Raw genomic sequence first — 21229 nt, 5'->3', positions numbered from 1 at the left:
CCGGTCAGGCAAGCGCTTGGGTCGTGTCTGCCAGGGCTTCCGTATCCACTGCCCGGCCCTGGTTCATCCACTTGCGTGCGAGCTTCAGCTCGCGCGCGTTGTTGACGGCGATGACACCTCTCACATGCCCGTCGCCCACAAAAAACAGCGTCGCACGGCGCGCGGCGAGATCGCCGCGCACGACGAGCTGCGCATCGGCCGGCAGATCGCCGAGGATCTGCAGGTTCACGTCGTACTGATCGGACCAGAACCACGGAATCTCCGCGTACGGTGCGCGCACGCCGAGCACGGCCTTCGCCGCCGCGATCGCCTGGTTCTGCGCGTTGGCCCACGATTCGAGCCGCACGCGCCGCTTCAGCCAGCCGTTGTGATGGTTCGCGACGTCGCCGCACGCGAAGATCGCCGGGTCGCTGGTCGCGCCGTATTCGTCGACAACGATGCCGTCGTCGACCGCCAGCCCCGCGTCGCTCGCGAGCGACGCGTTCAGCGCGAGGCCGATGCCGGCCACCGCGAAGTCTGCGTCGATCGTCGTGCCGTCGGCGAGCGTCGCGCGCACCTTCGATGCATCGCCGGGCTGCGCGTCGAGCGACGCGAGCGCCGCGCCCGTGCGCACGTCGACGCCGTTCGAACGATGCAGGTCAAGCAGGAAATCCGACACGATCTGCGGCACCGAGCGGCCGCACAGGCGCGGCGCGCCTTCGACCACGACCGCTTCGACGCCGAGCTTGCGCGCGGTCGCCGCGACTTCGAGGCCGATCCAGCCGCCGCCGATCACGAGCACGCGCCGGCTCGCACGCAGCTTTTCGCCGAGCGCGGCCGCTTCGTCGAGTGTGCGCAGGTAATGCAGGTTCGGTGTGCTGACGATTGCATCGGGCAAGCGGCGCGACGTGCCGCCGGTCGCGATCACGAGCCGGTCGTATTCGATCGCGCGACCGCTTGCGGTCGTCACCACGCGGCGTGCGCGATCGATCGAGGCCGCGCGTTCCGGCTGCCAGGCTTCGACGTTCAGCGCGTCGAATTCGTCGGGACGCACGACACGCACGGTTTCGATGTCCGCGTCGCCGGCCAGCACCGCTTTCGACAGCGGCGGGCGCTCGTACGGCAGATGCGGCTCGTCGGCGATCATCACGAGGCGGCCCGCGAACCCTTCCGCGCGCAGCGTCTTCAGCACCCAGCCGGCGGCCTGGCCGCCGCCGATCACGACGACCGTGCCAGGCGCGGCCGATTCCTGCGAGTTCGTTTCGCTCACGATTTGCGCTCCGTCATGAACTTGCCTTCCGGCGCCTGCGCGTTCTTCTGCCGGCGCGTATTGCCGTCGAGGCCGCCGTCGACGGCCCATTCGGCGAACACGGTCGGGCCCGGCTCGAATTCGCGCGGCTGCCACTCGGGCGTCAGCATGTCTTCGTCCGCGTAGTACTCGATCAGGCCGCCGGCCGGATTCTGGAAGTACCAGAAGTACGCGGACGACACGGGATGGCGGCCCGGGCCGAGTTGCGTTTCCCAGCCGCAGCGGTCGATGTGCATGCCGCCGCCGAACACTTCATGGATGTCGCGCACGGTGAACGCGACGTGGTTCAGGCCGCGCTTGCCATTCGGCAGCGCGAGCAGGAACAGGTCGTGGTGGCCGCCGTGCGGCGCGCAGCGCATGAACGCGCCGCGGCCCGGATAACGGTCCGACGTCTCGAAGCCGAGCAGCTCGTGATAGAACTTCTCCTGCGCGTCGAGGCAGTTCGTGAAGAACACGACATGGCCGACCTCGACCGGCTCGGCGCGCGCATAGATCGGGCTCGGCTGGTCGACGCGCAGCGTCCGGCCCCACACGTTCGACGGCGAGCCCGTGATGTCGAGTTCGCGCTTGCGCGTGACCTCGACGCGGATCGCCATCCCGTTCGGGTCGATGCAGCCGACCGCATCGTCCTGCGCGTAGTAGCCGGGCTGGCCGGCAAGCTTCGTGCGCAGCGCGTCGAGTTCGCCCTGCGTCGCGACGCCCCACGTGACTTCCCGCAGCGTCGGGCCTGCCTCGAAAGCAGGCGGCAGCGCCGGATCGTCGGCCTTGACCGCGAGCACGGTGCAGCCGTTCAGCGTCTCGAAACGCGCGCGCGTATCGTCGTGCGCGACTTCCTTCATCCCCCAGTCGGCGAAAAAGCGCCGGCAGGTCGCGAGGTCGTCGACGCCGTACGTGATCTGCTCGATTCCCAAAATGCTCATTGCGTCATTCCCCTTCGCTCAGTTCGCCCACGGCAGCGGCGCGTCGTTCAAGCCCCAGTAGAGGCTCTTCTGCTGCATGTACTCGCGGATGCCGAGGCGCCCTTTCTCGCGCCCCATCCCGCTCTCCTTCCAGCCCGAGAACGGCGTGGAGATCGAGAACAGCTTGTACGTGTTGATCCACACGGTGCCCGTTTCCAGCGCGCGCGCGATGCGCCATGCCCGCTTGTAGTCGCGCGTCCAGATGCCGGCCGCCAGGCCGAACACACTGTCGTTCGCCTGCGCGATCAGCGACGCTTCGTCGTCGAACGGCATCGCGACGAGCACGGGCCCGAAGATTTCCTCCTGGCAGATGCGCGCGCTGTTCGGCAAGCCTTCGAGAATGGTCGGCTGATAGAAGAAACCGTGCTCGCGCCCGTCGCCCGACGGCCGCTCGCCGCCGCACAGCAGGCGGCCGCCTTCCTCGAGGCCGAGCGCGACGTAGCGCTCGACCGATTCGCGATGCTTCGCGGTGATCAGCGGCCCCATCTGCGTGTCGGGCCGCGTCGGGTCGCCCACGCGCAGCTTGCGGGCGCCGGCCACCAGGCGTTTCATGAATTCGTCGTATACCGCGCGCTGCACGAACAGCCGCGAACCTGCGATGCACGCCTCGCCCGACGAACTGAAGATGCCGTACAGCACGCCGTTGACCGCGTGATCGAGATCGGCGTCGTCGCACACGATCGTCGGCGACTTGCCGCCGAGCTCGAGCGACACGGGCATCAGCTTCTCGGCCGCGATGCGCGCGATGCCGCGGCCCACTTCGGTACCGCCAGTGAACGACACCTTCTTCACGAGCGGATGACGCACGAGCACGTCGCCGATCACGGAGCCCTTGCCCGGCAGCACGCTCAGCACGCCCTTCGGTACGCCGGCTTCCTCGCAGATGCGCGCCAGCGCGAGCGACACGAGCGGCGTGACCTCGGCCGGCTTGAGCACGACTGCATTGCCGCCGGCGAGCGCCGGTGCGAGCTTCTGCGCATCGGATGCGATCGGCGAATTCCACGGCGTGATCGCCGCGATCACGCCGATCGGCTCGTACACGCTCATCGTCAGGTAGTCGCCGCGCGACGGCGTCAGCTCCTCGTCGAGCGTTTCGAGGCACGCCGCGAAATAGCGGAACGTGTTCGCGGCGCTGGCCACCAGCACGCGCGTCTCGCCGATCGGCTTGCCGTTGTCGCGACGCTGCAGGTTCGCGAGCGCCTCGTGGCGCTGCATGATCAGGTCGGCGATGCGGTACAGCACCTGCGCGCGCTGGTGCGGCTTCAGCCCGGCCCAGTCGGCGCGGCGCCACGCGGCGTCGGCGGCCTCGACGGCTTCGGCCGCGTCTTCCGCGTTCGCCGTCGACACTTCCATGTTCAGCGACTGGTCGGCCGGATAGATGCTCGCGTAGGGCGCGCCACGGCCGCGCCGCCACTCGCCGCCGATCAGGATGTTGCCGTCGGGTACGAGGCTCGTATCGAAAGGAGTCATGTCACAAGTCCCACAAATCTGTCTCTGCGCGTCCGCCCTCGCCGTGGCGCGGGCGGACGGTCCAAGGCCCGGTCAGATCACGCAGCGGGCCGCGCGGTTGCGCAGCGCGCGGATCGCGCTGAACGCCGTCAGCGCGGACGTCTTCGGGTTGTCGGGCAGCGGCTTGCCGCTCATCTCCAGCGACATCTCGCCGAACGCGCCGCGCGCGGTGAAGCGGTGCACGTTGCGCTCGACCGCCGGATCGGCAATCAGGCGCACGCGCGTCGCGTCGAGGCCGAGGCCCGCCAGCGCGACGGTTGCCGCGACGTTCGCGTTCTTCGGATACAGCCGCGCGGCGTCGCGCGCGGTGCCTTCGAAGATCACCTGTTCCCCGGTCATCGCATGCAGGTCGCACAATGCCTCGGCCGGCGTACCGAGCCAGCCGAGCGGCGGCTTGCGGCCGACGTACAGCACTTCGTCGAGCCCGCCCTGCTTCGCGGACGCCAGCGCGTCGATGCCGCCGATCGCGCCCGACAGCAGCGTCACCGTCGTGCCGCCTTCCTCGGCCGCCTGCGACAGCAGGTCGAGCAGCGCGAGATCGGACAGCGCGCCGATCGAGGCGACCGCGCAGTCGGTGCCGGCCTTCAGGAGCGGCACGACGTGATCGACGAGCGCGCCGTGACCGGCGCATTCGAGCGCGAACTCGGGGCGGCGGGCCAATGCGTCGACCGACGACACGACCTCCACCGCGCTGCCGAGCACGCCCTGCACCGCCGCGCGCTGGTGTTCCGGCACGATCACGTGCGCGACGCGCAGCGACGCATCGTGCTCGACCGCGCGGTACACGGCCGCGCCGATCGCACCGAAACCGATCATCGCGACGTCGACGGGTGCGTGGTCCCGCTTTTGCCCGTTACGCATACTGGCGCTCCGTCGGTTCTTCCTTCTTCACCGGCGGGCCCGCGAAGTTCGATGCGAACGAGCCGACCGACAGCATGTCGACTTCGACCATCACCGGCCCTTCCTGCGCCATTCCTTCGCGCACGATCGCTTCTGCGTCGTCGAGCGACGTGATCCGGTAGTGCGCGAGGCCGAAGCTCGCGCAGAACTGCGCGAAATCGGGCTGGTGCAGCTGCACGAAGCAGCGGCGGCCGCCGTAGTGCGCGTCCTGGATGTTGCGGATCACGCCGTAGCACTGGTCGTTCATCAGCACGATCATCACGTTCGCGTTTTCCTGCACGGCCGTGACGAGCTCGCCGACGTTGACCATCAGGCCGCCGTCGCCGACCAGGCAGACCGTCTTCGCGGCCGCGCCCGCGAGCGCCGCGCCGATGCCCATCTGGATGCCCTGGCCGATGCCGCCGCCGAGCGCATGCACGCCCGAGCGCGGCTCGAAGATCTTCAGCAGGCGATTGCCCCACGTGCTGTTCGAGATCGTCACGTCACGCACCCAGTTGTAGTCGCGGCCGATCGCACCCTGCAGCGTGTCGACGAGCTTCTTGTAGGGCCCGAGGCCCTCCGCCACGCTGGCGACGGCCTGCTCGCGCGCCGCCGCGAGATCGGCCGCGAATTGCGGATCGACCGACAGGCGGCCTTCGAGGCGATCGGCCAGCTCGGCCAGCACGCGCTTCGAATCGCCATGCACGAACAGTTCGTTGCGATAGCCGCGGTTGTCGGCGAGCGCGTCGGCATCGACGCGGAACAGCGGCTGCGGCAGCGCGAGCTTGTATTTCAGCGTCTCGTTGCCGCGCAGGCGCGAACCGACGACCACGAGCGCGTCGCAGGTCTTGTAGAACGCTTCGACGGCCGCATGCACGTTGAACGCGCCGAGCGTCGCCGGGTGATCCTCGGGCAGCACGCCGCGGCCCTGCACGCTCGTCACGACGCCGAAACCGAGCTTCACGAGACGCTCGACTTCCGCGCGTGCATGGCGCGCGCCGCCGCCGAGCCACAGCAGCGGGCGGCGCTTCGCCGCGAGTGCGTCGGCGAGCTTCGCGACGCGTGCGGAATCGTGCTCGTGCACCGCGACATGTGCCGGCGCGAGGTCCTCCGGCCACTCGATTTCGGCCGCCTGGATGTCGATCGGAATCTCGACCGATACGGGGCCCGTCGGCGCGGTTTGCGCGATGCGCACGGCTTCGCGGATCGTCGGCAGCACGGTTTCGACCGTCCGCACGCGGAACGCGGCCTTCGAGATCGAGTCGAGCATCGACAGCTGGTCGGGGGCTTCGTGGATGTACGCCAGATCCTGATCGAGGTAAGGCGTCTCGATCTGCCCCGTCACGTGCAGCAGCGCGGTGCCGGCCGTCAGTGCCTCGACCATCGCGCCGGCCGCGTTGCCGGCCGCCGTGCCCGTGCTCGTGAACGCGACGCCGAGGCCGCCCGACACGCGGGCCAGGCCGTCGGCCATGTTCAACGCACCGGCTTCACCGCGCGCGCCGACATACCGGATGTTGCCGCGCGAGTTGATCGCGTCGAGGATCGGCATGTTGTGGATCGAGATGACACCGAATGCGGTTTTCACGCCGCACTGCTCGAGAAAGGCGGCAATCAGCTCGCCAACCGTGGTTTTTTTAGACATGGCGTGCAAAGCCTCCAGAAACGTCGATATGGCTGCCCGTCGTGTACGACGACAGATGCGTTGCGAGATAAAACAGTGCCCAGGCGGCCTCGTCAGGCTTGCCGAAGCGATTCAGCGGAATGTTCTTCTTGCGGGCGAGCGCGCCCGTCCAGTCTTCCCAGCTTTCGCCGGGTTGTGCCTGCGTTTCGTAGCGACGGCGCCACTGCCCCGACTCGACGATGCCGATCAGGATCGAGTTCACGCGGATGCGTTGCGGCGCCAGCTCGGTCGCGAGCGACTTCACGAGGCTCAGCACGCCCGCGCGCGCCGACGACGTCGCGACCATGTGCGGCTCGGGCTGCAATGCAAGCAGCGAGTTCACGCAGGTGATCGTCGGCGCCTGAGCGTCGCGCAGCAGCGGCAGGAACGCACGCGTCGGGCGGATGATACTGAAGTACTTCAGTTCGAGTTCTTCGCGCCATGCGTCGTCGGTCGTATCCGCGAAGGTCGACACGCGGCCCTGGCCGGCGTTGTTGACCAGCATGTCGGCGCGGCCGAAGCGGGCGGATACCGCTTGTGCGAACGCAGTCACGTCGGCTTCGTCGAGCACGTTGCAGCGTGCGGCCAGCAGTTGCGCATCGGCGTACTTGTCGCGCAGCATCGCTTCGGCGCGTGCAAGGCGGTCGCTGTCGCGGCCGCAGATGGCAACCGACGCACCGGCCTGCAGAAACCGTTCGGCCGTCGCGAGGCCAATGCCGGACGAACCGCCCGTCACTACCGCAACCTGCCCGGTCAGATCGATCTGGATCATCGGAGTCCTAATGCTTTCAGAAACGTGTGCTCGTCATCCGAGCGGTAATTGAGCCGCCGCGACAGTTCCGCCGCCGCGCGCTGCACCTTGTCGATCAGTCCGTCCGCGATCAGCGCCGCGTCGATTTCCGGACGCGGCACCGTCACCGTGATGCACGCGACGATCTTCTGCGTCTCGTTTCGCACCGGCGCCGTCACCACCGAAATCCCGCGCTCGAACGACGAATTGCTGACGCCGTAGCCGCGCAGTGCATCCTCGCGGATTACTTCGTACAGCGCGTCGACCGTTTCCGGCGTCGCGTTCGTCATCCGGTTCAGCGCGCCTTCCGGATACAGCGCGTGCAGCTCCTTCAGCGACAGGTCGCCCATCAGCACGTGGCCGTGGGTCGTCGCATGCGCGGGCAGGCGCGTGCCGACGTTCACGCGGATCGAGCTGAACACCGGCGACTGGCTCTGCGCCTTCGCGACGAACACCACGTCGCGGCCGTCGCGGATCACGATGTGCGTCGTGAAGCCGGTCGCATCGCGCAGGCTTTCGATCACCGGCAGGCCGAGATCGGTCAGCTCCAGCGAGCTCAGGTATTCGAAGCCGAGCCGCAGCACGGCGATCCCGAGCTTGTAGTTGCGATCCTTGTCCGCACGCTCGAGGAAGCCGAGCGATTCCAGCGTCTGCAGCAGACGGAACACCGTCGTGCGCGGAATGCCGAGCCGCTTCGACAATTCGGGCGCGCCGAGCACGGGCTCGCGCGGCGAGAATTCGGCGAGGATCCGCAACCCGCGCTCGAGGCCGGGCACCACATAGCCGGCGTCGGACTTCGCGTTGTCGGAAACCGGTTGTTCCAGCGGTTCGCTCATGCCTGCCCCCGCTGTTGGTCGCACTGGCGGCAGAACGTTTCGATCAGCGCGGAATAAACGGCCGGTGCCTCCACGTAGCCGGCATGACCGGCTTGCGGAATCACCTGCAGCGCGACGTGCGCGGCCGCGGCGATCCGCTCGCACGCGGCGGGCGGCGTGATCGCGTCGTTCGCACCGACGGCCACGGCCGTACGACCGCGAAAGCCGGCGAGATCGGCGGCGAGATCGGCGTTCGCGAGCAGATGCGTGGCCTGCGCGTAGCCGGCCGGCACGATGCGCGCCATGTTCCAGCGCACCCACGCCTTTGCATCCTCGTTCGCGAAACCGGACAGCATGTTGCCGCTGCGCTGCTCGGCGAGCCCGGCCGGGCCGAGTTCCGCGAGCATCGCGAGCCGCGCGTCGCGGCGCGATTCGCGCGTTTCGGCCGGTGCGCTGCCGTAGCCGCCCGCGGGCGACACGAGCAGCAGGCCGGCGATCCGCGCGGGCATCACGCGGGCGAGACCGCCCGCAATGATCGCGCCGAGCGAATGACCGACCAGCACGCAACGCTCGATGCCGAGTGCCTCGAGCCACGCGTCAAGCGATGCCGCGTAATCGGCGGCGGCCGGCGACGCGCCGTGCACGGGCGTCGACACGCCGTAGCCGGGCGCATCCCACGCGAGCACGCGGCGCGACGCGCCGAGCGTGTCGAGCTGGCGGACCCACGATGCGGCGCCCGAGCCGATCCCGTGCAGCAGCACGACGGGCAGCGCACGGCCCGCATGCTGCGCGCCGGCCTCGCGGTAGCCGATCGTGCCCGCCGCGCCGGTTGCGCAACGCTGCTCGGGAAACCGCCCGAGCAGCGCAGCGAACGCCGCGGTGCGGTCGCGTTCACGTTTGTCGATGACACTCATTGCTTCACCGGCTCCGTCTCAACGCTTGATCTTCGCGAGCGGCGAATCGGGCGGATACGTCGGCGTGACCGGCTTCGGCGAACCGAGCATCACGCACATCAGCGCATCTTCCTCGCCGATGTTGATTTCCGTGCGATACACGCCCGGCGGCACCGAGATCAGGTCGCGCTCGCCGAGGACCGCTTCCCAGGTCTCGCCGTCGCGCTCGCAGATCACCTTCATCTTGCCGCGCAGCACGAAGAAGATTTCCTCGACGTCCATGTGGATGTGGCTCGGGCCGATGTTGCCGGCCGGGATGACCATCGTCGAGAACGTGAAGCCGCCGGCCGGCACCGTGTTGACGTCCTTCGCGACGCCCGTGCCGCCCGTGCCGACGTAGCGCATCTGCGCACGGCGGTACTTCGGGTCGTAGTCGGCCTGGAACTTCAGCGCGTCCCAGTCGTAGCGCCGCGTCGCGTAACGCGCGACGCGCCCTTCCATCCAGTCGTCGAAGCTTGCGCCTTCCGGCTGGTCCCACGACTTGCGTTCGAGATCGGCGTCCGCCATCGTCCTCTCCTTCATTCAGTGTGAAAACATCAATTCATTACGAAGCCGCCGTTCACCGGCAGCAATTGACCCGTCACGAAGCGCGCGCCGTCCGACAGCAGGAACAGCACGGGGCCCGTAACGTCGTCGGGCACCTGCGCGCGTGTCAGCGCGCGGCCCTGCAGGTAGAACGCATGACGCTCGGCCGGTACGTAGGCGGTCGCCTCGACTTCGGTGAGCCCCGGCGCGATCGCGTTGACCGTCACGCCGTGCGCGCCGAACTCGCGTGCCTGCGCATGCGTCATCGCGATCACCGCGCCCTTGCTCGCGACGTACGCGAGCAGCTTCGGCGCGCCCCACAGCGCGGTGTCCGACGCGAGGTTCACGATCGCGCCGCGGCCCGACTGCGCGAGGTGCGGCAGCGCTGCATTGCTGACGAGCCACACGCCGCGCACGTTCACGTTCATCACGGCGTCCCACGTCGACACGTCGAGCTCCGTGGACAGCTTGCCGCCCGAGTTCGTGATCGCCGCGTTGTTGATCAGTGCGTCGATGCCGCCGAGCGCCGCCGCGCCCTGCGCGACGAACGCGTCGATGCTGGCCGGATCGGCGAGGTCGAGCGCGAAGAAATGCGCGACGTGGCCGGCTTGCGTGAGTTCGGCGGCCAGCGCACGGCCCTCGTCGACGAGCACGTCGCCGAACGCGACCTGCGCGCCGGCTACGACGAGCGCCTTCACAAACGCCGCGCCGAGCCCGCGCGCACCGCCCGTGACGAGCACGCGGCGCCCCGGCAGCGACACGACCGGAGCGAGCTCAGCCATGCGCGGGCTCCGACGCGGCCTGTGCCGCGCGATGTGCATCGAGTGCGGACAGGTGTTCCTGCGCACGCTGGCGCAGCATCCGGCGCACGCGCGTGATGCCGACGTCGTGCTGGTACAGGTATTCGTGATCGCGCGCGTGCGGCGCGAGGCTTTCGAGGACGTAGCGGTCCTGCTCGAGCACGTCCCAGTGCAGGCCTTCGAGGCGGTTGCGGTACATGAAGCGCCACACGTCGCGCTGCCAGCCGCTGACCTTGCGCGTCCGCCAGAAATAGACCTGGCAGTTGTCGCCGTCGACCGGCGTCGCGAAGCCGATGATCCCGAAGTTGCCGCCCGGGCCGAACTTCTGCTTGTACGGAATCGCGAGGCGCATCCACAGGCAGCCCGTTTCGCCGAGCTCGACCCAGTCGAAGTTCACGTCGCGCTGGCCGATCTTCTCGAACATCAGGCCCGTTTCCGTCTTGCGCACGCGCATGTCGGCCTGCTTGTCGCCTTCGGCCATCGAGTGCGAGGTGGCGTGCAGATACGCGCCGTGCATCGGGTCCATCACGTTGTCGATCGCGTACTGGTAATTGCACTTCCAGTTCGACACGCACAGGAAGTGGCCGTACTCGTCGGCGACCAGTTCCTCGGGCAGGTTCAGCGGCGCCGGCTCGCCGTGCGCTTCATCGCCGAACCACAGGAAGATCGCGCCGGCCTTCTCTTCGACCGGATACGACTTCACGCACTTCGTGCCTTCGAGCGGACAGTTCGACACGGCCGGCACGCGATTGACCGTGCCGCCGCCGTCGACTTCGATGCCGTGATACCAGCACGCGATGTTGCCGCCGAGGTTCCAGCCGAGCGACAGGCGCGCGCCGCGGTGCGGGCAGCGATCTTCCAGAGCGTGGACCTTGCCGTCGTGATCGCGCCACAGCACGATTTGCTCGGACAGGCGCGTGAGGCCGACGGGCGCGTTCGACACCTGCCAGCTCGGTGCAACGGGATACCAGTAGTTCTTGATGCCGCGGTCGAGATAGTCACGGACCGGGTCGTGTTGGACTGCGTGTTGTACGGGGGACGTCATCAGTGTGCTCCGGATGCGGTTGTCGGGTCGGCGCTCAGGCGCGCGGCGCGGTCGGTGCGTTCATTCCGCCAGCGAGGCCATTTCGGCGCGGAAGCGCTCCGCGGTCCACGCGGTGCCGTCCGGTGCGCGGAAGCCGATGCGGTTCAGGCCCGCGACGACGTCGTCCAGCTCGGTTGCGCCGGCTTCGAACACGCGCTCGAGCGCGTCGCCGAGGTCGTTCTCGTACTGCGTCGGTGCGGCCTTGCGGTTCTGCCAGACCTGGTTCTCGACCTGCCCGGGGATCTCGATCTGCCCCTTGCCCGCGACGTTGTTCGGCTGCGGCGCCACCCACGGCTTCAGGAAGGGATTGAAGTTGACGGTCGCTTCTTTCATGTCATTCCACCTTGATCTGGATTTCTTCACCGGCGAGGCGCACCGCGTACTGCTTCAGCGCGCGTCCGCCCGGACCCTTCAGGCATGCGCCCGTCCTGATGTCGAACACGGCCTCGTGCAGCGGGCATTCGACCGTACCCTCGTCGACGAACCCCTGCGTCAGCAGCGCGTACGCATGCGGGCACACGTTCTCGAGCGCATACACGTCGTCGCCGACGCGGTAGATCCCGATTTCGACGCCGTCGGTCCGCTTGAACTCGATCGGCGTGTCTTCCGACAGCGCGCCGGCGTGACCGGCGCAAATCCATTGCTCAGACATCTCACACCCTTCCTTCTGATCGACTCTCGGTTTGTTCCGATTTGTTCCATATTAGGAACATCAGTTTATGGATGGTGATTATAGAAGTGACTTTCCACGAGCAAAACAAAAAGCTGCATGTCCTAGGGAAAACACTGACCGTCTGGTTGGCAATCGCTCCCGATTACCTTGTCGAATGTAATTTTTTGTTGTTCGACAGGGATTTATCGTCTTTTTCGAGACATGCCGCACCGCCGTCGGGCATCGACACGAAACCCTTCCGTCCCGAAAAAATTATTTTTGATCCGGCGCTTGACGCCTCTATACTTCATTCCACCAGAGGCACATTGTTCCTTATATGGAACACACAAATGCCCGCCACGTGGCGAATCCCTGCGCAATGGACGGCCGTCCCCGCGCACGACGCCACGGCACGTTTTCATCAGGTTGGAGATTCAGGAGATCAAATGATCAAGCATGCGGTAGCAGCAGCAGTGATCGGATTGGGCGCCGCGTCCGGCGCATGGGCGCAGAGCAGCGTGACGCTGTACGGCAGCCTCGATGCGGGCGTCGCCTACGTAAACAACGTCGGCGGCCATGCAAAGTGGGCGATGATCCAGGGCAACACCCAGCCCGACCGGTGGGGCCTGAAGGGCAAGGAAGATCTCGGCAGCGGCCTGTCGGCAATCTTCCAGCTCGAAAACGGCTTCTATACGAACAACGGCCAGTTCGCGACCGCGAACACGATCTGGAACCGCGCGGCATTCGTCGGCCTCAGCTCGGACCGCTACGGCACGCTGACGCTCGGCCGCCAGACGCCGCTGTCGTTCGACTATCTCGATCCGCTCAGCACGGCCTACCTCGCGTTGAGCTGGTACGCGTTCCACCCCGGCAACATCGACGGGCTCGCCGCGACCGGCAACGTGCCGTACAACAACGCGATCAAGTACCGTTCGCCGACCTTCGCGGGCTTCTCGGCCGCGGCCACGCTGGCGCTCGGCAACACGACGAACTTCTCGACCGGCAAGTCGGTCGGCGTCGCGCTGAACTACGCGAACGGGCCGTTCAAGGCGTCGGCCGTGTACTCGAACGAGCACGACCGCTCGATCCTGATCGGCACGACCGGTATCACGTCGTTCCAGGGGCAGAACACCGCGAACGGCTATCTCGCGAGCAAGGTCGAGAACATCGGCGCGGGCGCGTCCTACCAGTTCGGCGACTTCCTCGTCCATGGTCTCTACACGCGCACGAAGATGCAGTCGAACGGCTTTTCGGATACGTTCCAGAGCTACGACGCGGGCGTGAACTACCGCAGCAGCGCGTTCAACACGATCGCGGGCGGTGCGGCGACGACGACACTGGCCGGCCGCCGCTGGACGCAGGTCGAGCTCGGCGACATCTACGCGCTGTCGAAACGCACGCAGCTCTATGCGAACGTGCTCTACGAACACGGCTCGGGCGGCGCCAAGGCTGCGTTCTTCACGGCCGGCGTGTCGAGCACCGCGAACCAGGTGATCGTGCTGACCGGCATCCACCACTCGTTCTGAGCGGTGCCGGGATTCGATGCCGGAAATGAAAAGAGCGGCCCGCGGGCCGCTCTTTTTCGTTTGCGATGCCGCGTGCAGCGGCCCGTCCAATGAGCGCGCGTCAGAACATCGCGACCTTGTGGCGCGCATGCGCGAACGTCGGGTCGCTTTCGAGCGGACGGTAGTTCAGCCGCTGCGACAGGTCGACCGCCGCGCCGCACACGGCTTCGACGAGCCGCTCCTTCTCGCCGGCCTCGCCGATCTCCGAACGCGGCACCGTCGCGGTGATCGCCGCGACGATCGAGCCCGACTGATCGCGCACGGGCGCCGTCACGGCGGAAATGCCGCTCTCGAACGCCGCCTCGCTGACCGCGTAGCCGAGCCGCGCGTAGTGGCGCACGCGTTCATACAATTCATCGACGCTGCCCGGCGTGCGCTCGGTGAACTGCTCGAGCTTTTTCTCCGGATAGAGCTGACGCAGCGCATCGCGCGTCAGGTCGCCCATCAGCACGTGGCCGTGCACGGTGGCGTGCGCGGGCAGGCGCGTGCCGACGTGCACCTTCACCGAACCGAACATCGACGTATTGCTCTGCGCCTTCGCGACGAACACGACGTCGCGCTGGTCGCGGATCAGCAGGTGCGTCGACAGGCCGGTCGCATCGCGCAGCCGTTCGAGCACGGGCGTGCCGAGATCAGTCAGTTCGAGCGAATTCAGGTATTCGAAGCCGAGCCGCAGCACGCCGACGCCGAGCCGGAAATAGCGGTCACCGTTCACGCGCTCGAGGAAACCGAGCGCCTCGAGCGTCTGCAGCAGGCGGAACGTGGTCGTGCGCGGAATGCCGATGCGCTTCGACAGCTCCGGCGCGCCGAGCACGGGCTCGCGCGCGGAGAATTCGGCGAGGATCCGCAGCCCGCGTTCGAGCCCCGGCACCAGGTAGGACGACGCGCCACCGGACGATTCGTCGTCGCCCGGCGGCGCCGGATCGGGTGCGCCGCTCATCGTTGTCTTGACCATGTGGACATGGACGAAAGGAAATCAGTCACGGAACAGGTCATGGATCATCGTGGATATTCAGTCATGCTACCTCAGCGCGCGCGCCGGATCGCACCGGCACGCATCGCCGCGACGCAGCATGCGCTGCCACGCCGCCATGCGGTGTCATTCAAGGTCGAGAGGATAGCAGCGTTGGACGGCGCGACGCCATGCGGAAATGGCCGGACGACGGGCCGACGCCCGCCTGGCCGAACGGTGCGGCCGGCCCGTGCCCGGCATGGCGCGCCGGTGCACCGGTGTGCCTACAGGCGCGACAGGTAGACGCGAAGGTTCGCGCGGTCGTACGTGAAGCCGCCGGCCGGGTCCCGCTCCAGCACCCGCGCAAGATCGACCGCATACATCCAGCCGCTGCCCAGCAGGCCGCCGTTGATCGCGCGGATCCGGCTGCCGCCGACGGCGATCGCGGCATGAAACACGTTGCCGTTCCGGGAGAAGCCGACCGCGGTGCCCGCCGGAATGCTCGCACGCCCGTCCCACTGATCGCCGGTCTCGAAATTGAAGCGCGGCTTCCACAGCTGGCCGATCGTGTCGAGCAGCGTACCGGGCGAGATCAGCGCGTCGGCGCGCAGCAGATACCGGACATAGGCCGCGGCGTCATAGCAGACTCCGCCGGATACGTACTCGTTGATGTTGGCCATCCCGAACATCAGCGCTTGCGCGTGTTTTTGCCGTTCGCCGAGGCCGGATTGGGCGACATGCCCGCCTAGCTGGGTCAGTTGCATGGATAGCTCCTTGTGAGGAAGACGGACACCATCGTCCCGCCAACGCAATAACTTCATATCTTATTACGATATCCACCGGCGTCGACCAGGCTCCGGGCGTCACGTCACGTCACGTCTCGTTACGGCGCGCGTGCCGCCGCCGGTGACGACGCCGGATCGACTGCCTGCGCATCGGGATTCGGCGCAAGCCGCAGGCGCACGCGCAGCGGCTGCAGCATGTCGGGCGGCGGCGGTTCCGCCAGCGGGCCGGCCGTGAGCAGCTGCCGCAGCGTCGCGTCCGCATCGGGATCGCCGAGCGACGCGAACTCGACGCGCGTGACGGTGCCGTTCGCACCGATCCACGCGCGCACGACGATCGCGGGCGGCGGCGCATCGGCACGCGCGTTCAGCACGCGTGCTTCGAGATAGCGGTGCAGCCGGTCGGCTGCCGCGCCGTCCGCCTCGAGCCACGCCTGGAACTGCTGCCCGGCGAGTTGGCCATAACGGATCCACGTGGCCGGCACGCCGACGGTTTGCGCGACGGCGGGCGCGGCCCCCGCGACCAGCGCACACGCCATGACGATTCCCCGCAGCCATCCGGTTGCGCCCCGCTCCTGCATTCGCTTCATCCCGCCTCCGATTTCAATCACGCGCGCGCCGCCCGGCCGCGCCCGCTCACCCGATCTCGATCGGCACATACAGCCGCGTGCCGCCGCGCTGGACGAGCAGCGCGACGTTGCCGTGCGCGGCGTCGATCTCGGTCATCAACGCGCCGATGCTCGCAACCGGCGTGCCGTTGACCGACAGCACGACATCGCCGGGCTGCAAGCCGGCACGCGCGGCCTGGCCGCTCGCCTGTTCGACGACGAGCGCCTGGCCGACGCCGAGCCGCGCGCGCTCCTGCTCGGTCGCCGCGCGCAGCGCGAGCCCGAACCGTGCGGGCCCCTGTTCGCCGCCTGCCGACGCCGTACCGCTGTCGAATGCGCCGACCGTCGCGATCACGTGCATCGCGCGGCCGGCACGCCACACGAGCAGGTCGGCCTGCCGCCCGGCCCGCATGCCGGCGACCGTGCCGAGCAGGTCCGCGGATTCGGCCACCGGCTTGCCGTCGACTGCGAGCACGACGTCGCCGGCCTGCAATCCCGCGTGCGCGGCCGGGCCGTCCGGCTCGACCATCGTGACCAGCGCGCCGTCGGGGCTGGCGAGGCCGAACGAGCGCGCGAGCGCCTGGCTCACCTCCTGCAACGCGACGCCGAGCCGGCCGCGCGTGACCTTGCCGGTGCGCAGCAACTGGTCCTTCACGTCGAGCGCGATATCGATCGGAATCGCGAACGCGAGCCCCTGGTAGCCGCCCGTCTTCGAGAAGATCATCGAGTTGATCGCGATCACGCGGCCGCCGAGGTCGAACAGCGGGCCGCCCGAATTGCCGGGATTGATCGGCACGTCGGTCTGGATGAACGGGATCGCGCGCTCGCCGGGCAACGAACGCGATTTCGCGCTGACGATGCCCTGCGTGACCGTGTTCGCGAACCCGTACGGCGAGCCGATCGCCATCACCCAGTCGCCGACTTCCGTGCGCGCGGGGTCGCCGGTCGCGACGACCGGCAGGTCGTGCGCGTCGATGCGGATCACCGCGACATCGGACACGGGATCGCTGCCGATCACGCGCCCCTTGAACTGCCGCTTGTCGGTCAGCTTCACGTCGATGGCGACGGCGTCGCCGACCACGTGCCGGTTGGTCAGGATCACGCCGTCCGCACTGACGATGAAGCCGGAGCCGAGGCTCACTTCCTCACGGTTGCCGATCACGCGCCGCGCGAGAAACGGCGCGAGCGGATGATCGGGCGCGATGCCGGGCGGCAACTGGATGCCCATCTGCGTGACTTCGCGCGTGACGCTGATGTTGACGACGGCCGGACCGACACGCCGGACCAGCGCGGCGAAGTTCGGCAGCGCGGCGGTCGGCGGTGCGGCACCGGGCTGCGCGGCGCGCTCGGCCGACCGTGCCGGCGCACAAGTACAAGCGCACGTGAATGCGAGCATGCCCGCCATTGCCCGCAGCACCATCGCCCGGCCCGTCTGCCTGACCGCTCTCATGTCGCTGTTCCTCGTCGGTTCCGGCCAATCGCGCGGCGCGGGCATCACTTCGGCGGCACCGCGACCGGCGCATCGGGCCGCTGCGGCGTGATCGACCGGCCCCAGTTCGTGCCGAAGCGGTTCCGTTCGGTCGACAGGTTGAACGTGCCGAGACGGTTCGACGGCTGCTTCGACAACCGCTCCGAATCCGTTTGCGATGCGCCCGCCTGCGGCTCGGCCGTCGGCTTCAGCTGCTGGCTCAGGCAGTCGTACGACAGCGCGCGCTTGCCGTCGACTTCCGCATCGACGCACACCGGCTTCGCCGCCGATCCGGGGCTGGCCGGTGCCGGTGCGTGTGCGCCGGCCGCCAGCAGCAGGCAGACGATCGTCGCGAATCCGTTACGTCGCACCTTCATCCGCGCCTCCTTCAGTGATGTCATCGCGCCGGCGGCCGCACTCGCACTCATACACTCGCGCCCGGCGCCTGCGCACGCGCGAGGAAACGCTCGAACGCCGCGCGCTCGGCCGCGTCGACGGCCGGTTCATGCGCGTCGGCGTGCTGCGCCCACGCGTCGCGCATGCCGTCGACCGGCTGCCACGCGTGCACCTGCGCACCGGTCGGATACGGCGTGACGAGCGGCTCCCGATAGTCGACGCGAAACAGCGGCGGCGCGGTGCTGCCGGCCGTCCACAGATCGCCGACGTCGCGCACGCTCGCGTCGAACCAGAACCGCACCCATCGCACCGTGGGCGCGCGCGCGTCGTCGACCGGCGCAGCGGCGCCCGACACCTCCGGCACGCGCAGGAAGCCGGCCAGCACGAGCAGCACGGCCGCGAGATCGTCGTCGCGCAACATCCGGTACGACCAGAGATCCGCGACATCCACGCACGCGATCACCGCGATGAAACGCCCGATCGTCAGCGCGGGCCACGCGCGCCGCATCAGCGCGTAATGGCGCGGCCACTGCGCGACGAAACGCTCGCGATGCAACGCCGCGACCTGCACGTCGCGCGCCCCGCGTATCGTCAGCTCGTCCGGTTGATACTGGCGTGTCGTGAGCACGCATTGCGCGGAACAGCGCGCGCTCCGGTGCCGCGCATAGCCGCCCGCACCGGGCAGCGGCTCCAGCGCGCCGAAGCACAGCGGGCAATGCGTCGGCCACTCGCCGGGCCGGCCCGGCCACGGGTTCGCCTTCGGCATGCGCGGACGGTCGGCGGCGGCCGCGCGACGCCGCCCCGGCGTGCGCGCGTCGGGCACCTCGACGCGCGGCGTCGAACGGACGGTTTCCATGGGCGCGCCTACCGGGCGGACGCGAGCGCTTTCTTCAGCGCGTCTTCGTTGATGGGCGCGTTCGCGGCCAGCTTCGCGAGATACGCCTGTGCATTCTGCTGCGTGCGCTGCGCGCGCAGCATCGCGCGCAGTTGCTCCTTCACGTCGGCCAGCGGGCGCGGCGCGGCCGCGCGTATCTCGATCAGCTTCACGACGTGAAAGCCGGACGGCGTCTGGATCGGCGCGGAGACCTGGCCCGGCTTCAGCGCGTCGGCCGCCTGGCGGACCGCCGGCACCATCAGCTGATCGGGCACGAAGCCGAGATCGCCGCCGTTCGCGGCGCTCGCCTTGTCCTGCGAATTCGCCTTCGCCAGCACCGCAAAATCGCCGCTGCGTGCCCGGCTCGCGAGATCGGCCGCCTGCTTGCGCGCCTTGTCGAGCGTCGCGGCGTCCGCGTTCGGCGGCACAGCGATGTAGATCTGCGCGACATGCAGCGCACGCGGCGCCATGAACGCCGCGCGGTTCTTGTCGTACGCGGACTGGAGCTCCGCGTCCGACGGATAATCGGCCGCCGGCGCGTTCACCGACGCCAGATAGCTGCGCACGACGATGTCGCGCTGTGCCTGCTCGACGGCCGCCTGCACCTGCGCCTGCTTGTCCCAGCCCTTCGATTTCGCCTCGGCCAGCACGGCCTTCTGCGCGAGCGTCGCACGCACGACCTGGTCCAGCGCCGCCGGATCGGCCGCGAGGCGCTCGCGCCCTTCGGGGCCCACGGTCTTCAACAGCGCCGCGAAGTCGGCCTGCGTGACGGACGCCTGCGCGGCGTTCGCGATCACGTCGTCCTGGGCATGCGCGACGAACGGTGCGCCCAGCACGAGACTGCCTGCCACCATCGCCCGCATCTTCATTTTCGTCATCATCGTTCGAGTGCCCTCTGGATTGCTCTCTTGAAATGCAGACGCCGCATCAGCGCGCGCCCGTCAGCGTCACGCGCAGGACGAGCGGTTGCGCCATCCCGCGCGGCGGCGCCAGGCCGACCGCCCTGCCAACGAGCGCAGCGTGCAGCGCGGCGTCGAGCGCCGCCGGCCCGGCCGCCGCGCTGTCGACGCGCGTCACCCGCCCGCGCCGGTCGAGCCACGCACGCACCGGCAGCACGGGCTCGGCGTCGCCGGCATCGGCCAGCGCATCGGCCCAACGCTCGACATCGCCGCGCAGGCGGCTCGCGGCGACATCGTCGCCATCGAGCGCCGTCTGAAACCAGCGCGCCGTATGTTGCGCATAGTCGCCCCACGCGGCGGGCGCATCATGCACGGCCGTCGCGCCGGATCGCGGGCGGCCCGGCAGCCACGCGCGCAGCGCGGCGCCGATCCGGCGCGCGACGATCATGATTGCGCGGCCGCCTCGATCCCGGCCGCGGCGGAAGTTGCCGCCTCGCCGCGCCGCTCGCCCGCCGCCGCACGCGCCGCCGCTTCCTGCTCGGCCATCGCGGGACGATTGCGCAGGTGCAGCAGGAACTCCTGGATCAGCCGGTCCCACAGCTCGATCGTCGAACGCAGGTAGCGTTCCGACACGCCGCCCGCGACGACGACGTCCATCTCCAGCGCGAGAAACTGCCCGTGGCTCGCGAGACGCGCGAAGCGCTTGGTGCGGTTCCAGTCCGCGACGAGTTCGGCCGGCAGGTCACCCTGCACCTGCAGCACGCACGACAGCGTGTAGTCGATGTACGGCAGTGCGGCGAGCGGCGTGTCGGCACCCTGCGGCGCAAGCGGCGCTGCCGGGTTGCCGAAGCGCACCGCAAAGCCGATGCCCTGGCTCGCGCTCATCAGCTGCACCGTGCCGTTCTGCTCGGCCGCCGTCACGCGGTAGCCCGCGCGGCGCAGCACGTCGGCCAGGCGGTCGGCGCTGATCGCTTCGATCGGCGCATCGTGTGCCGTGCGTTCGTCGCCGGCGTTCGGTTGCTTGTCTTGCATGTCGGTGTCCCCCGTATTCGACGAATCGATGAATTTCAATGACGTGCCCGGCTGCCCGCTCACGGTGCGCTTGCAGCCGATGCCGGTGCCGCGACGGCCGCACGTGCGGCCGGGTCGTACTTGCCCGCATACAGCGCGTCGCCGTAGCGTTGCGCGAGATCGTCGTACTTCACGCGCGCCGACTGCGCGAACGGCTGCCGCGACGAGAAGAACGTGCCGATCCCGACATGCTCGTACGCGTCGAGAATCTCGTGTCCTACGCGATACAGCTCGGCATTGTGTGCCTGGCAGGTTTTCAGTTGCGTGTCACGCGCGGCGGCGTCCTTCTGCAGTTGCGTGTGCTGCGCATCGCGGGCGCGCGACACCGCGAGCAGGTCTTCGTAGGACGCCTTGTATTTCGCGAGCGACTTCGCATCCTGCTCGCGGCCCGCCCGCTCCTGCGCGAGCGCGCGCTTCGCGGCCGCCTCGGCGCCCGAGTCGCCGCGGGCCGCCGCAAGCTGACCCTGCATCGCCTTCAGTTGCGCGAGCGCGTCGTCGCGCTGCTTCTCGGCCGCCGCCTTGTCGCTCTGCAACTGCGCCTGGCCGTCCTGCAGCTGGCGCAGCTCCTGCACGGTCGAGCGCAACTGGCTGCGCAGCTTGTCCTCGATGCTCTGCGCATGCGCGCCGCCGGCCGCGAACAGCAGCGCGCCGGCCACGGCGGCGGACAGCATCCTGCGAGTGGTGGTGTTCATTCGCGGCT

General features: G+C 68.7%; 24 protein-coding genes. 1 reads left to right on the top strand and 23 read right to left on the bottom strand.

What is annotated here, in order from left to right:
• Positions 1 to 4 precede the first annotated feature (4 nt).
• From DIE03_RS01575 to DIE03_RS01515, 13 genes are all read right to left on the bottom strand, one after another.
• On the bottom strand, positions 5 to 1249 hold the full coding sequence (locus DIE03_RS01575; RefSeq protein WP_124446803.1) for an NAD(P)/FAD-dependent oxidoreductase: 1245 nt from the start codon (positions 1247 to 1249) through the stop codon (positions 5 to 7).
• Positions 1246 to 2208 (bottom strand): VOC family protein, encoded by a 963-nt coding sequence (locus tag DIE03_RS01570; protein ID WP_124446801.1) that lies wholly within the window; start codon positions 2206 to 2208, stop codon positions 1246 to 1248. The genes DIE03_RS01575 and DIE03_RS01570 overlap by 4 nt, the downstream gene beginning before the upstream one ends.
• 18 nt (positions 2209 to 2226) lie before the next feature.
• Positions 2227 to 3717 (bottom strand): aldehyde dehydrogenase, encoded by a 1491-nt coding sequence (locus DIE03_RS01565; protein WP_124446799.1) that lies wholly within the window; start codon positions 3715 to 3717, stop codon positions 2227 to 2229.
• Positions 3718 to 3789: 72 nt separating this feature from the next.
• Positions 3790 to 4617 (bottom strand): aspartate dehydrogenase, encoded by an 828-nt coding sequence (locus DIE03_RS01560; protein WP_124446797.1) that lies wholly within the window; start codon positions 4615 to 4617, stop codon positions 3790 to 3792.
• Complete coding sequence (locus DIE03_RS01555; protein WP_124446795.1) at positions 4610 to 6277, bottom strand: thiamine pyrophosphate-binding protein; 1668 nt, start codon at positions 6275 to 6277, stop codon at positions 4610 to 4612. The genes DIE03_RS01560 and DIE03_RS01555 overlap by 8 nt, the downstream gene beginning before the upstream one ends.
• Complete coding sequence (locus tag DIE03_RS01550) at positions 6270 to 7067, bottom strand: SDR family oxidoreductase (protein ID WP_124446793.1); 798 nt, start codon at positions 7065 to 7067, stop codon at positions 6270 to 6272. The genes DIE03_RS01555 and DIE03_RS01550 overlap by 8 nt, the downstream gene beginning before the upstream one ends.
• Positions 7064 to 7921: an IclR family transcriptional regulator gene (locus tag DIE03_RS01545; RefSeq protein ID WP_124446791.1), complete on the bottom strand. Its 858-nt coding sequence runs from the start codon at positions 7919 to 7921 to the stop codon at positions 7064 to 7066. The genes DIE03_RS01550 and DIE03_RS01545 overlap by 4 nt, the downstream gene beginning before the upstream one ends.
• Positions 7918 to 8814, bottom strand: a complete 897-nt coding sequence (locus DIE03_RS01540) for an alpha/beta fold hydrolase (protein WP_124446789.1) — start codon at positions 8812 to 8814, stop codon at positions 7918 to 7920. Before DIE03_RS01540 ends, DIE03_RS01545 begins: the two co-directional genes overlap by 4 nt.
• 18 nt (positions 8815 to 8832) lie before the next feature.
• Positions 8833 to 9360 carry a cupin domain-containing protein gene (locus DIE03_RS01535; protein WP_124446787.1) on the bottom strand — a complete coding sequence of 176 codons (528 nt, stop codon included), beginning with the start codon at positions 9358 to 9360 and terminating at the stop codon, positions 8833 to 8835.
• Positions 9361 to 9389: 29 nt separating this feature from the next.
• Positions 9390 to 10160, bottom strand: coding sequence for an SDR family oxidoreductase (locus tag DIE03_RS01530; protein ID WP_124446785.1), 771 nt, complete (start codon positions 10158 to 10160; stop codon positions 9390 to 9392).
• A complete protein-coding gene (locus tag DIE03_RS01525; protein ID WP_124446783.1) occupies positions 10153 to 11223 on the bottom strand; it encodes an aromatic ring-hydroxylating dioxygenase subunit alpha in 1071 nt (356 codons plus the stop codon). Before DIE03_RS01525 ends, DIE03_RS01530 begins: the two co-directional genes overlap by 8 nt.
• Before the next feature lie 60 nt (positions 11224 to 11283).
• Positions 11284 to 11595 (bottom strand): recombinase-like helix-turn-helix domain-containing protein, encoded by a 312-nt coding sequence (locus DIE03_RS01520; RefSeq protein WP_027789383.1) that lies wholly within the window; start codon positions 11593 to 11595, stop codon positions 11284 to 11286.
• A 1-nt stretch (position 11596) separates the two neighbouring features.
• Positions 11597 to 11914, bottom strand: coding sequence for a non-heme iron oxygenase ferredoxin subunit (locus DIE03_RS01515; protein WP_124446781.1), 318 nt, complete (start codon positions 11912 to 11914; stop codon positions 11597 to 11599).
• 446 nt (positions 11915 to 12360) lie between these two features.
• Between DIE03_RS01515 and DIE03_RS01510 the strand changes: the two genes are divergently transcribed.
• Entirely contained in the window at positions 12361 to 13440 is a 1080-nt protein-coding gene (locus DIE03_RS01510; RefSeq protein WP_124446778.1) for a porin, read from the top strand.
• Between the two features lie 100 nt (positions 13441 to 13540).
• On the opposite strand, the gene DIE03_RS01505 is transcribed toward DIE03_RS01510, so the two are convergent.
• From DIE03_RS01505 to DIE03_RS01460, 10 genes are all read right to left on the bottom strand, one after another.
• Positions 13541 to 14434 carry an IclR family transcriptional regulator gene (locus tag DIE03_RS01505; RefSeq protein WP_124446776.1) on the bottom strand — a complete coding sequence of 298 codons (894 nt, stop codon included), beginning with the start codon at positions 14432 to 14434 and terminating at the stop codon, positions 13541 to 13543.
• Between the two features lie 281 nt (positions 14435 to 14715).
• Positions 14716 to 15195, bottom strand: a complete 480-nt coding sequence (tecA, locus tag DIE03_RS01500; protein ID WP_124446774.1) for a type 6 secretion system effector deamidase TecA — start codon at positions 15193 to 15195, stop codon at positions 14716 to 14718.
• 119 nt (positions 15196 to 15314) lie between these two features.
• Positions 15315 to 15803, bottom strand: coding sequence for a YbaB/EbfC family DNA-binding protein (locus DIE03_RS01495; RefSeq protein WP_124446772.1), 489 nt, complete (start codon positions 15801 to 15803; stop codon positions 15315 to 15317).
• Between the two features lie 46 nt (positions 15804 to 15849).
• Positions 15850 to 17271 (bottom strand): Do family serine endopeptidase, encoded by a 1422-nt coding sequence (locus DIE03_RS01490; RefSeq protein ID WP_124446770.1) that lies wholly within the window; start codon positions 17269 to 17271, stop codon positions 15850 to 15852.
• 44 nt (positions 17272 to 17315) lie between these two features.
• Positions 17316 to 17666, bottom strand: coding sequence for a hypothetical protein (locus DIE03_RS01485; protein WP_124446768.1), 351 nt, complete (start codon positions 17664 to 17666; stop codon positions 17316 to 17318).
• Positions 17667 to 17713: 47 nt separating this feature from the next.
• Positions 17714 to 18541 carry a hypothetical protein gene (locus tag DIE03_RS01480; RefSeq protein ID WP_124446766.1) on the bottom strand — a complete coding sequence of 276 codons (828 nt, stop codon included), beginning with the start codon at positions 18539 to 18541 and terminating at the stop codon, positions 17714 to 17716.
• A gap of 8 nt (positions 18542 to 18549) precedes the next feature.
• Entirely contained in the window at positions 18550 to 19440 is an 891-nt protein-coding gene (locus DIE03_RS01475) for a peptidylprolyl isomerase (protein WP_124446764.1), read from the bottom strand.
• A 46-nt stretch (positions 19441 to 19486) separates the two neighbouring features.
• Positions 19487 to 19906, bottom strand: a complete 420-nt coding sequence (locus tag DIE03_RS01470) for a hypothetical protein (RefSeq protein WP_124446762.1) — start codon at positions 19904 to 19906, stop codon at positions 19487 to 19489.
• Positions 19903 to 20490, bottom strand: a complete 588-nt coding sequence (locus tag DIE03_RS01465; RefSeq protein WP_124446760.1) for a YbjN domain-containing protein — start codon at positions 20488 to 20490, stop codon at positions 19903 to 19905. The genes DIE03_RS01470 and DIE03_RS01465 overlap by 4 nt, the downstream gene beginning before the upstream one ends.
• A 59-nt stretch (positions 20491 to 20549) precedes the next feature.
• The gene (locus DIE03_RS01460) at positions 20550 to 21221 is read right to left on the bottom strand and encodes a hypothetical protein (RefSeq protein WP_124446758.1); all 672 of its coding nucleotides are present in this window, start codon (positions 21219 to 21221) and stop codon (positions 20550 to 20552) included.
• Between the last annotated feature and the right edge of the window lie 8 nt (positions 21222 to 21229).

This window comes from Burkholderia sp. Bp8992 (assembly GCF_003853705.1).
Taxonomy (GTDB): Bacteria; Pseudomonadota; Gammaproteobacteria; order Burkholderiales; family Burkholderiaceae; genus Burkholderia.
Note: the sequence above shows the minus strand (reverse complement) of the source record. Positions and strands in the feature narration are given on the sequence as shown.

Bases quoted from the DNA above. Each gene is read 5' to 3' on its own strand.
- DIE03_RS01540 (WP_124446789.1), bottom strand. From the start codon at position 8,814: ATGAGTGTCATCGACAAACGTGAACGCGACCGCACCGCGGCGTTCGCT.
- DIE03_RS01480 (WP_124446766.1), bottom strand. From the start codon at position 18,541: ATGGAAACCGTCCGTTCGACGCCGCGCGTCGAGGTGCCCGACGCGCGC.
- DIE03_RS01570 (WP_124446801.1), bottom strand. From the start codon at position 2,208: ATGAGCATTTTGGGAATCGAGCAGATCACGTACGGCGTCGACGACCTC.
- DIE03_RS01560 (WP_124446797.1), bottom strand. From the start codon at position 4,617: ATGCGTAACGGGCAAAAGCGGGACCACGCACCCGTCGACGTCGCGATG.
- DIE03_RS01465 (WP_124446760.1), bottom strand. From the start codon at position 20,490: ATGCAAGACAAGCAACCGAACGCCGGCGACGAACGCACGGCACACGAT.
- DIE03_RS01550 (WP_124446793.1), bottom strand. From the start codon at position 7,067: ATGATCCAGATCGATCTGACCGGGCAGGTTGCGGTAGTGACGGGCGGT.
- DIE03_RS01460 (WP_124446758.1), bottom strand. From the start codon at position 21,221: ATGAACACCACCACTCGCAGGATGCTGTCCGCCGCCGTGGCCGGCGCG.
- DIE03_RS01475 (WP_124446764.1), bottom strand. From the start codon at position 19,440: ATGATGACGAAAATGAAGATGCGGGCGATGGTGGCAGGCAGTCTCGTG.
- DIE03_RS01530 (WP_124446785.1), bottom strand. From the start codon at position 10,160: ATGGCTGAGCTCGCTCCGGTCGTGTCGCTGCCGGGGCGCCGCGTGCTC.
- tecA (WP_124446774.1), bottom strand. From the start codon at position 15,195: ATGCAACTGACCCAGCTAGGCGGGCATGTCGCCCAATCCGGCCTCGGC.
- DIE03_RS01545 (WP_124446791.1), bottom strand. From the start codon at position 7,921: ATGAGCGAACCGCTGGAACAACCGGTTTCCGACAACGCGAAGTCCGAC.
- DIE03_RS01525 (WP_124446783.1), bottom strand. From the start codon at position 11,223: ATGACGTCCCCCGTACAACACGCAGTCCAACACGACCCGGTCCGTGAC.
- DIE03_RS01485 (WP_124446768.1), bottom strand. From the start codon at position 17,666: ATGAAGGTGCGACGTAACGGATTCGCGACGATCGTCTGCCTGCTGCTG.
- DIE03_RS01495 (WP_124446772.1), bottom strand. From the start codon at position 15,803: ATGAAGCGAATGCAGGAGCGGGGCGCAACCGGATGGCTGCGGGGAATC.
- DIE03_RS01555 (WP_124446795.1), bottom strand. From the start codon at position 6,277: ATGTCTAAAAAAACCACGGTTGGCGAGCTGATTGCCGCCTTTCTCGAG.
- DIE03_RS01565 (WP_124446799.1), bottom strand. From the start codon at position 3,717: ATGACTCCTTTCGATACGAGCCTCGTACCCGACGGCAACATCCTGATC.
- DIE03_RS01490 (WP_124446770.1), bottom strand. From the start codon at position 17,271: ATGAGAGCGGTCAGGCAGACGGGCCGGGCGATGGTGCTGCGGGCAATG.
- DIE03_RS01510 (WP_124446778.1), top strand. From the start codon at position 12,361: ATGATCAAGCATGCGGTAGCAGCAGCAGTGATCGGATTGGGCGCCGCG.
- DIE03_RS01515 (WP_124446781.1), bottom strand. From the start codon at position 11,914: ATGTCTGAGCAATGGATTTGCGCCGGTCACGCCGGCGCGCTGTCGGAA.
- DIE03_RS01520 (WP_027789383.1), bottom strand. From the start codon at position 11,595: ATGAAAGAAGCGACCGTCAACTTCAATCCCTTCCTGAAGCCGTGGGTG.
- DIE03_RS01505 (WP_124446776.1), bottom strand. From the start codon at position 14,434: ATGGTCAAGACAACGATGAGCGGCGCACCCGATCCGGCGCCGCCGGGC.
- DIE03_RS01535 (WP_124446787.1), bottom strand. From the start codon at position 9,360: ATGGCGGACGCCGATCTCGAACGCAAGTCGTGGGACCAGCCGGAAGGC.
- DIE03_RS01470 (WP_124446762.1), bottom strand. From the start codon at position 19,906: ATGATCGTCGCGCGCCGGATCGGCGCCGCGCTGCGCGCGTGGCTGCCG.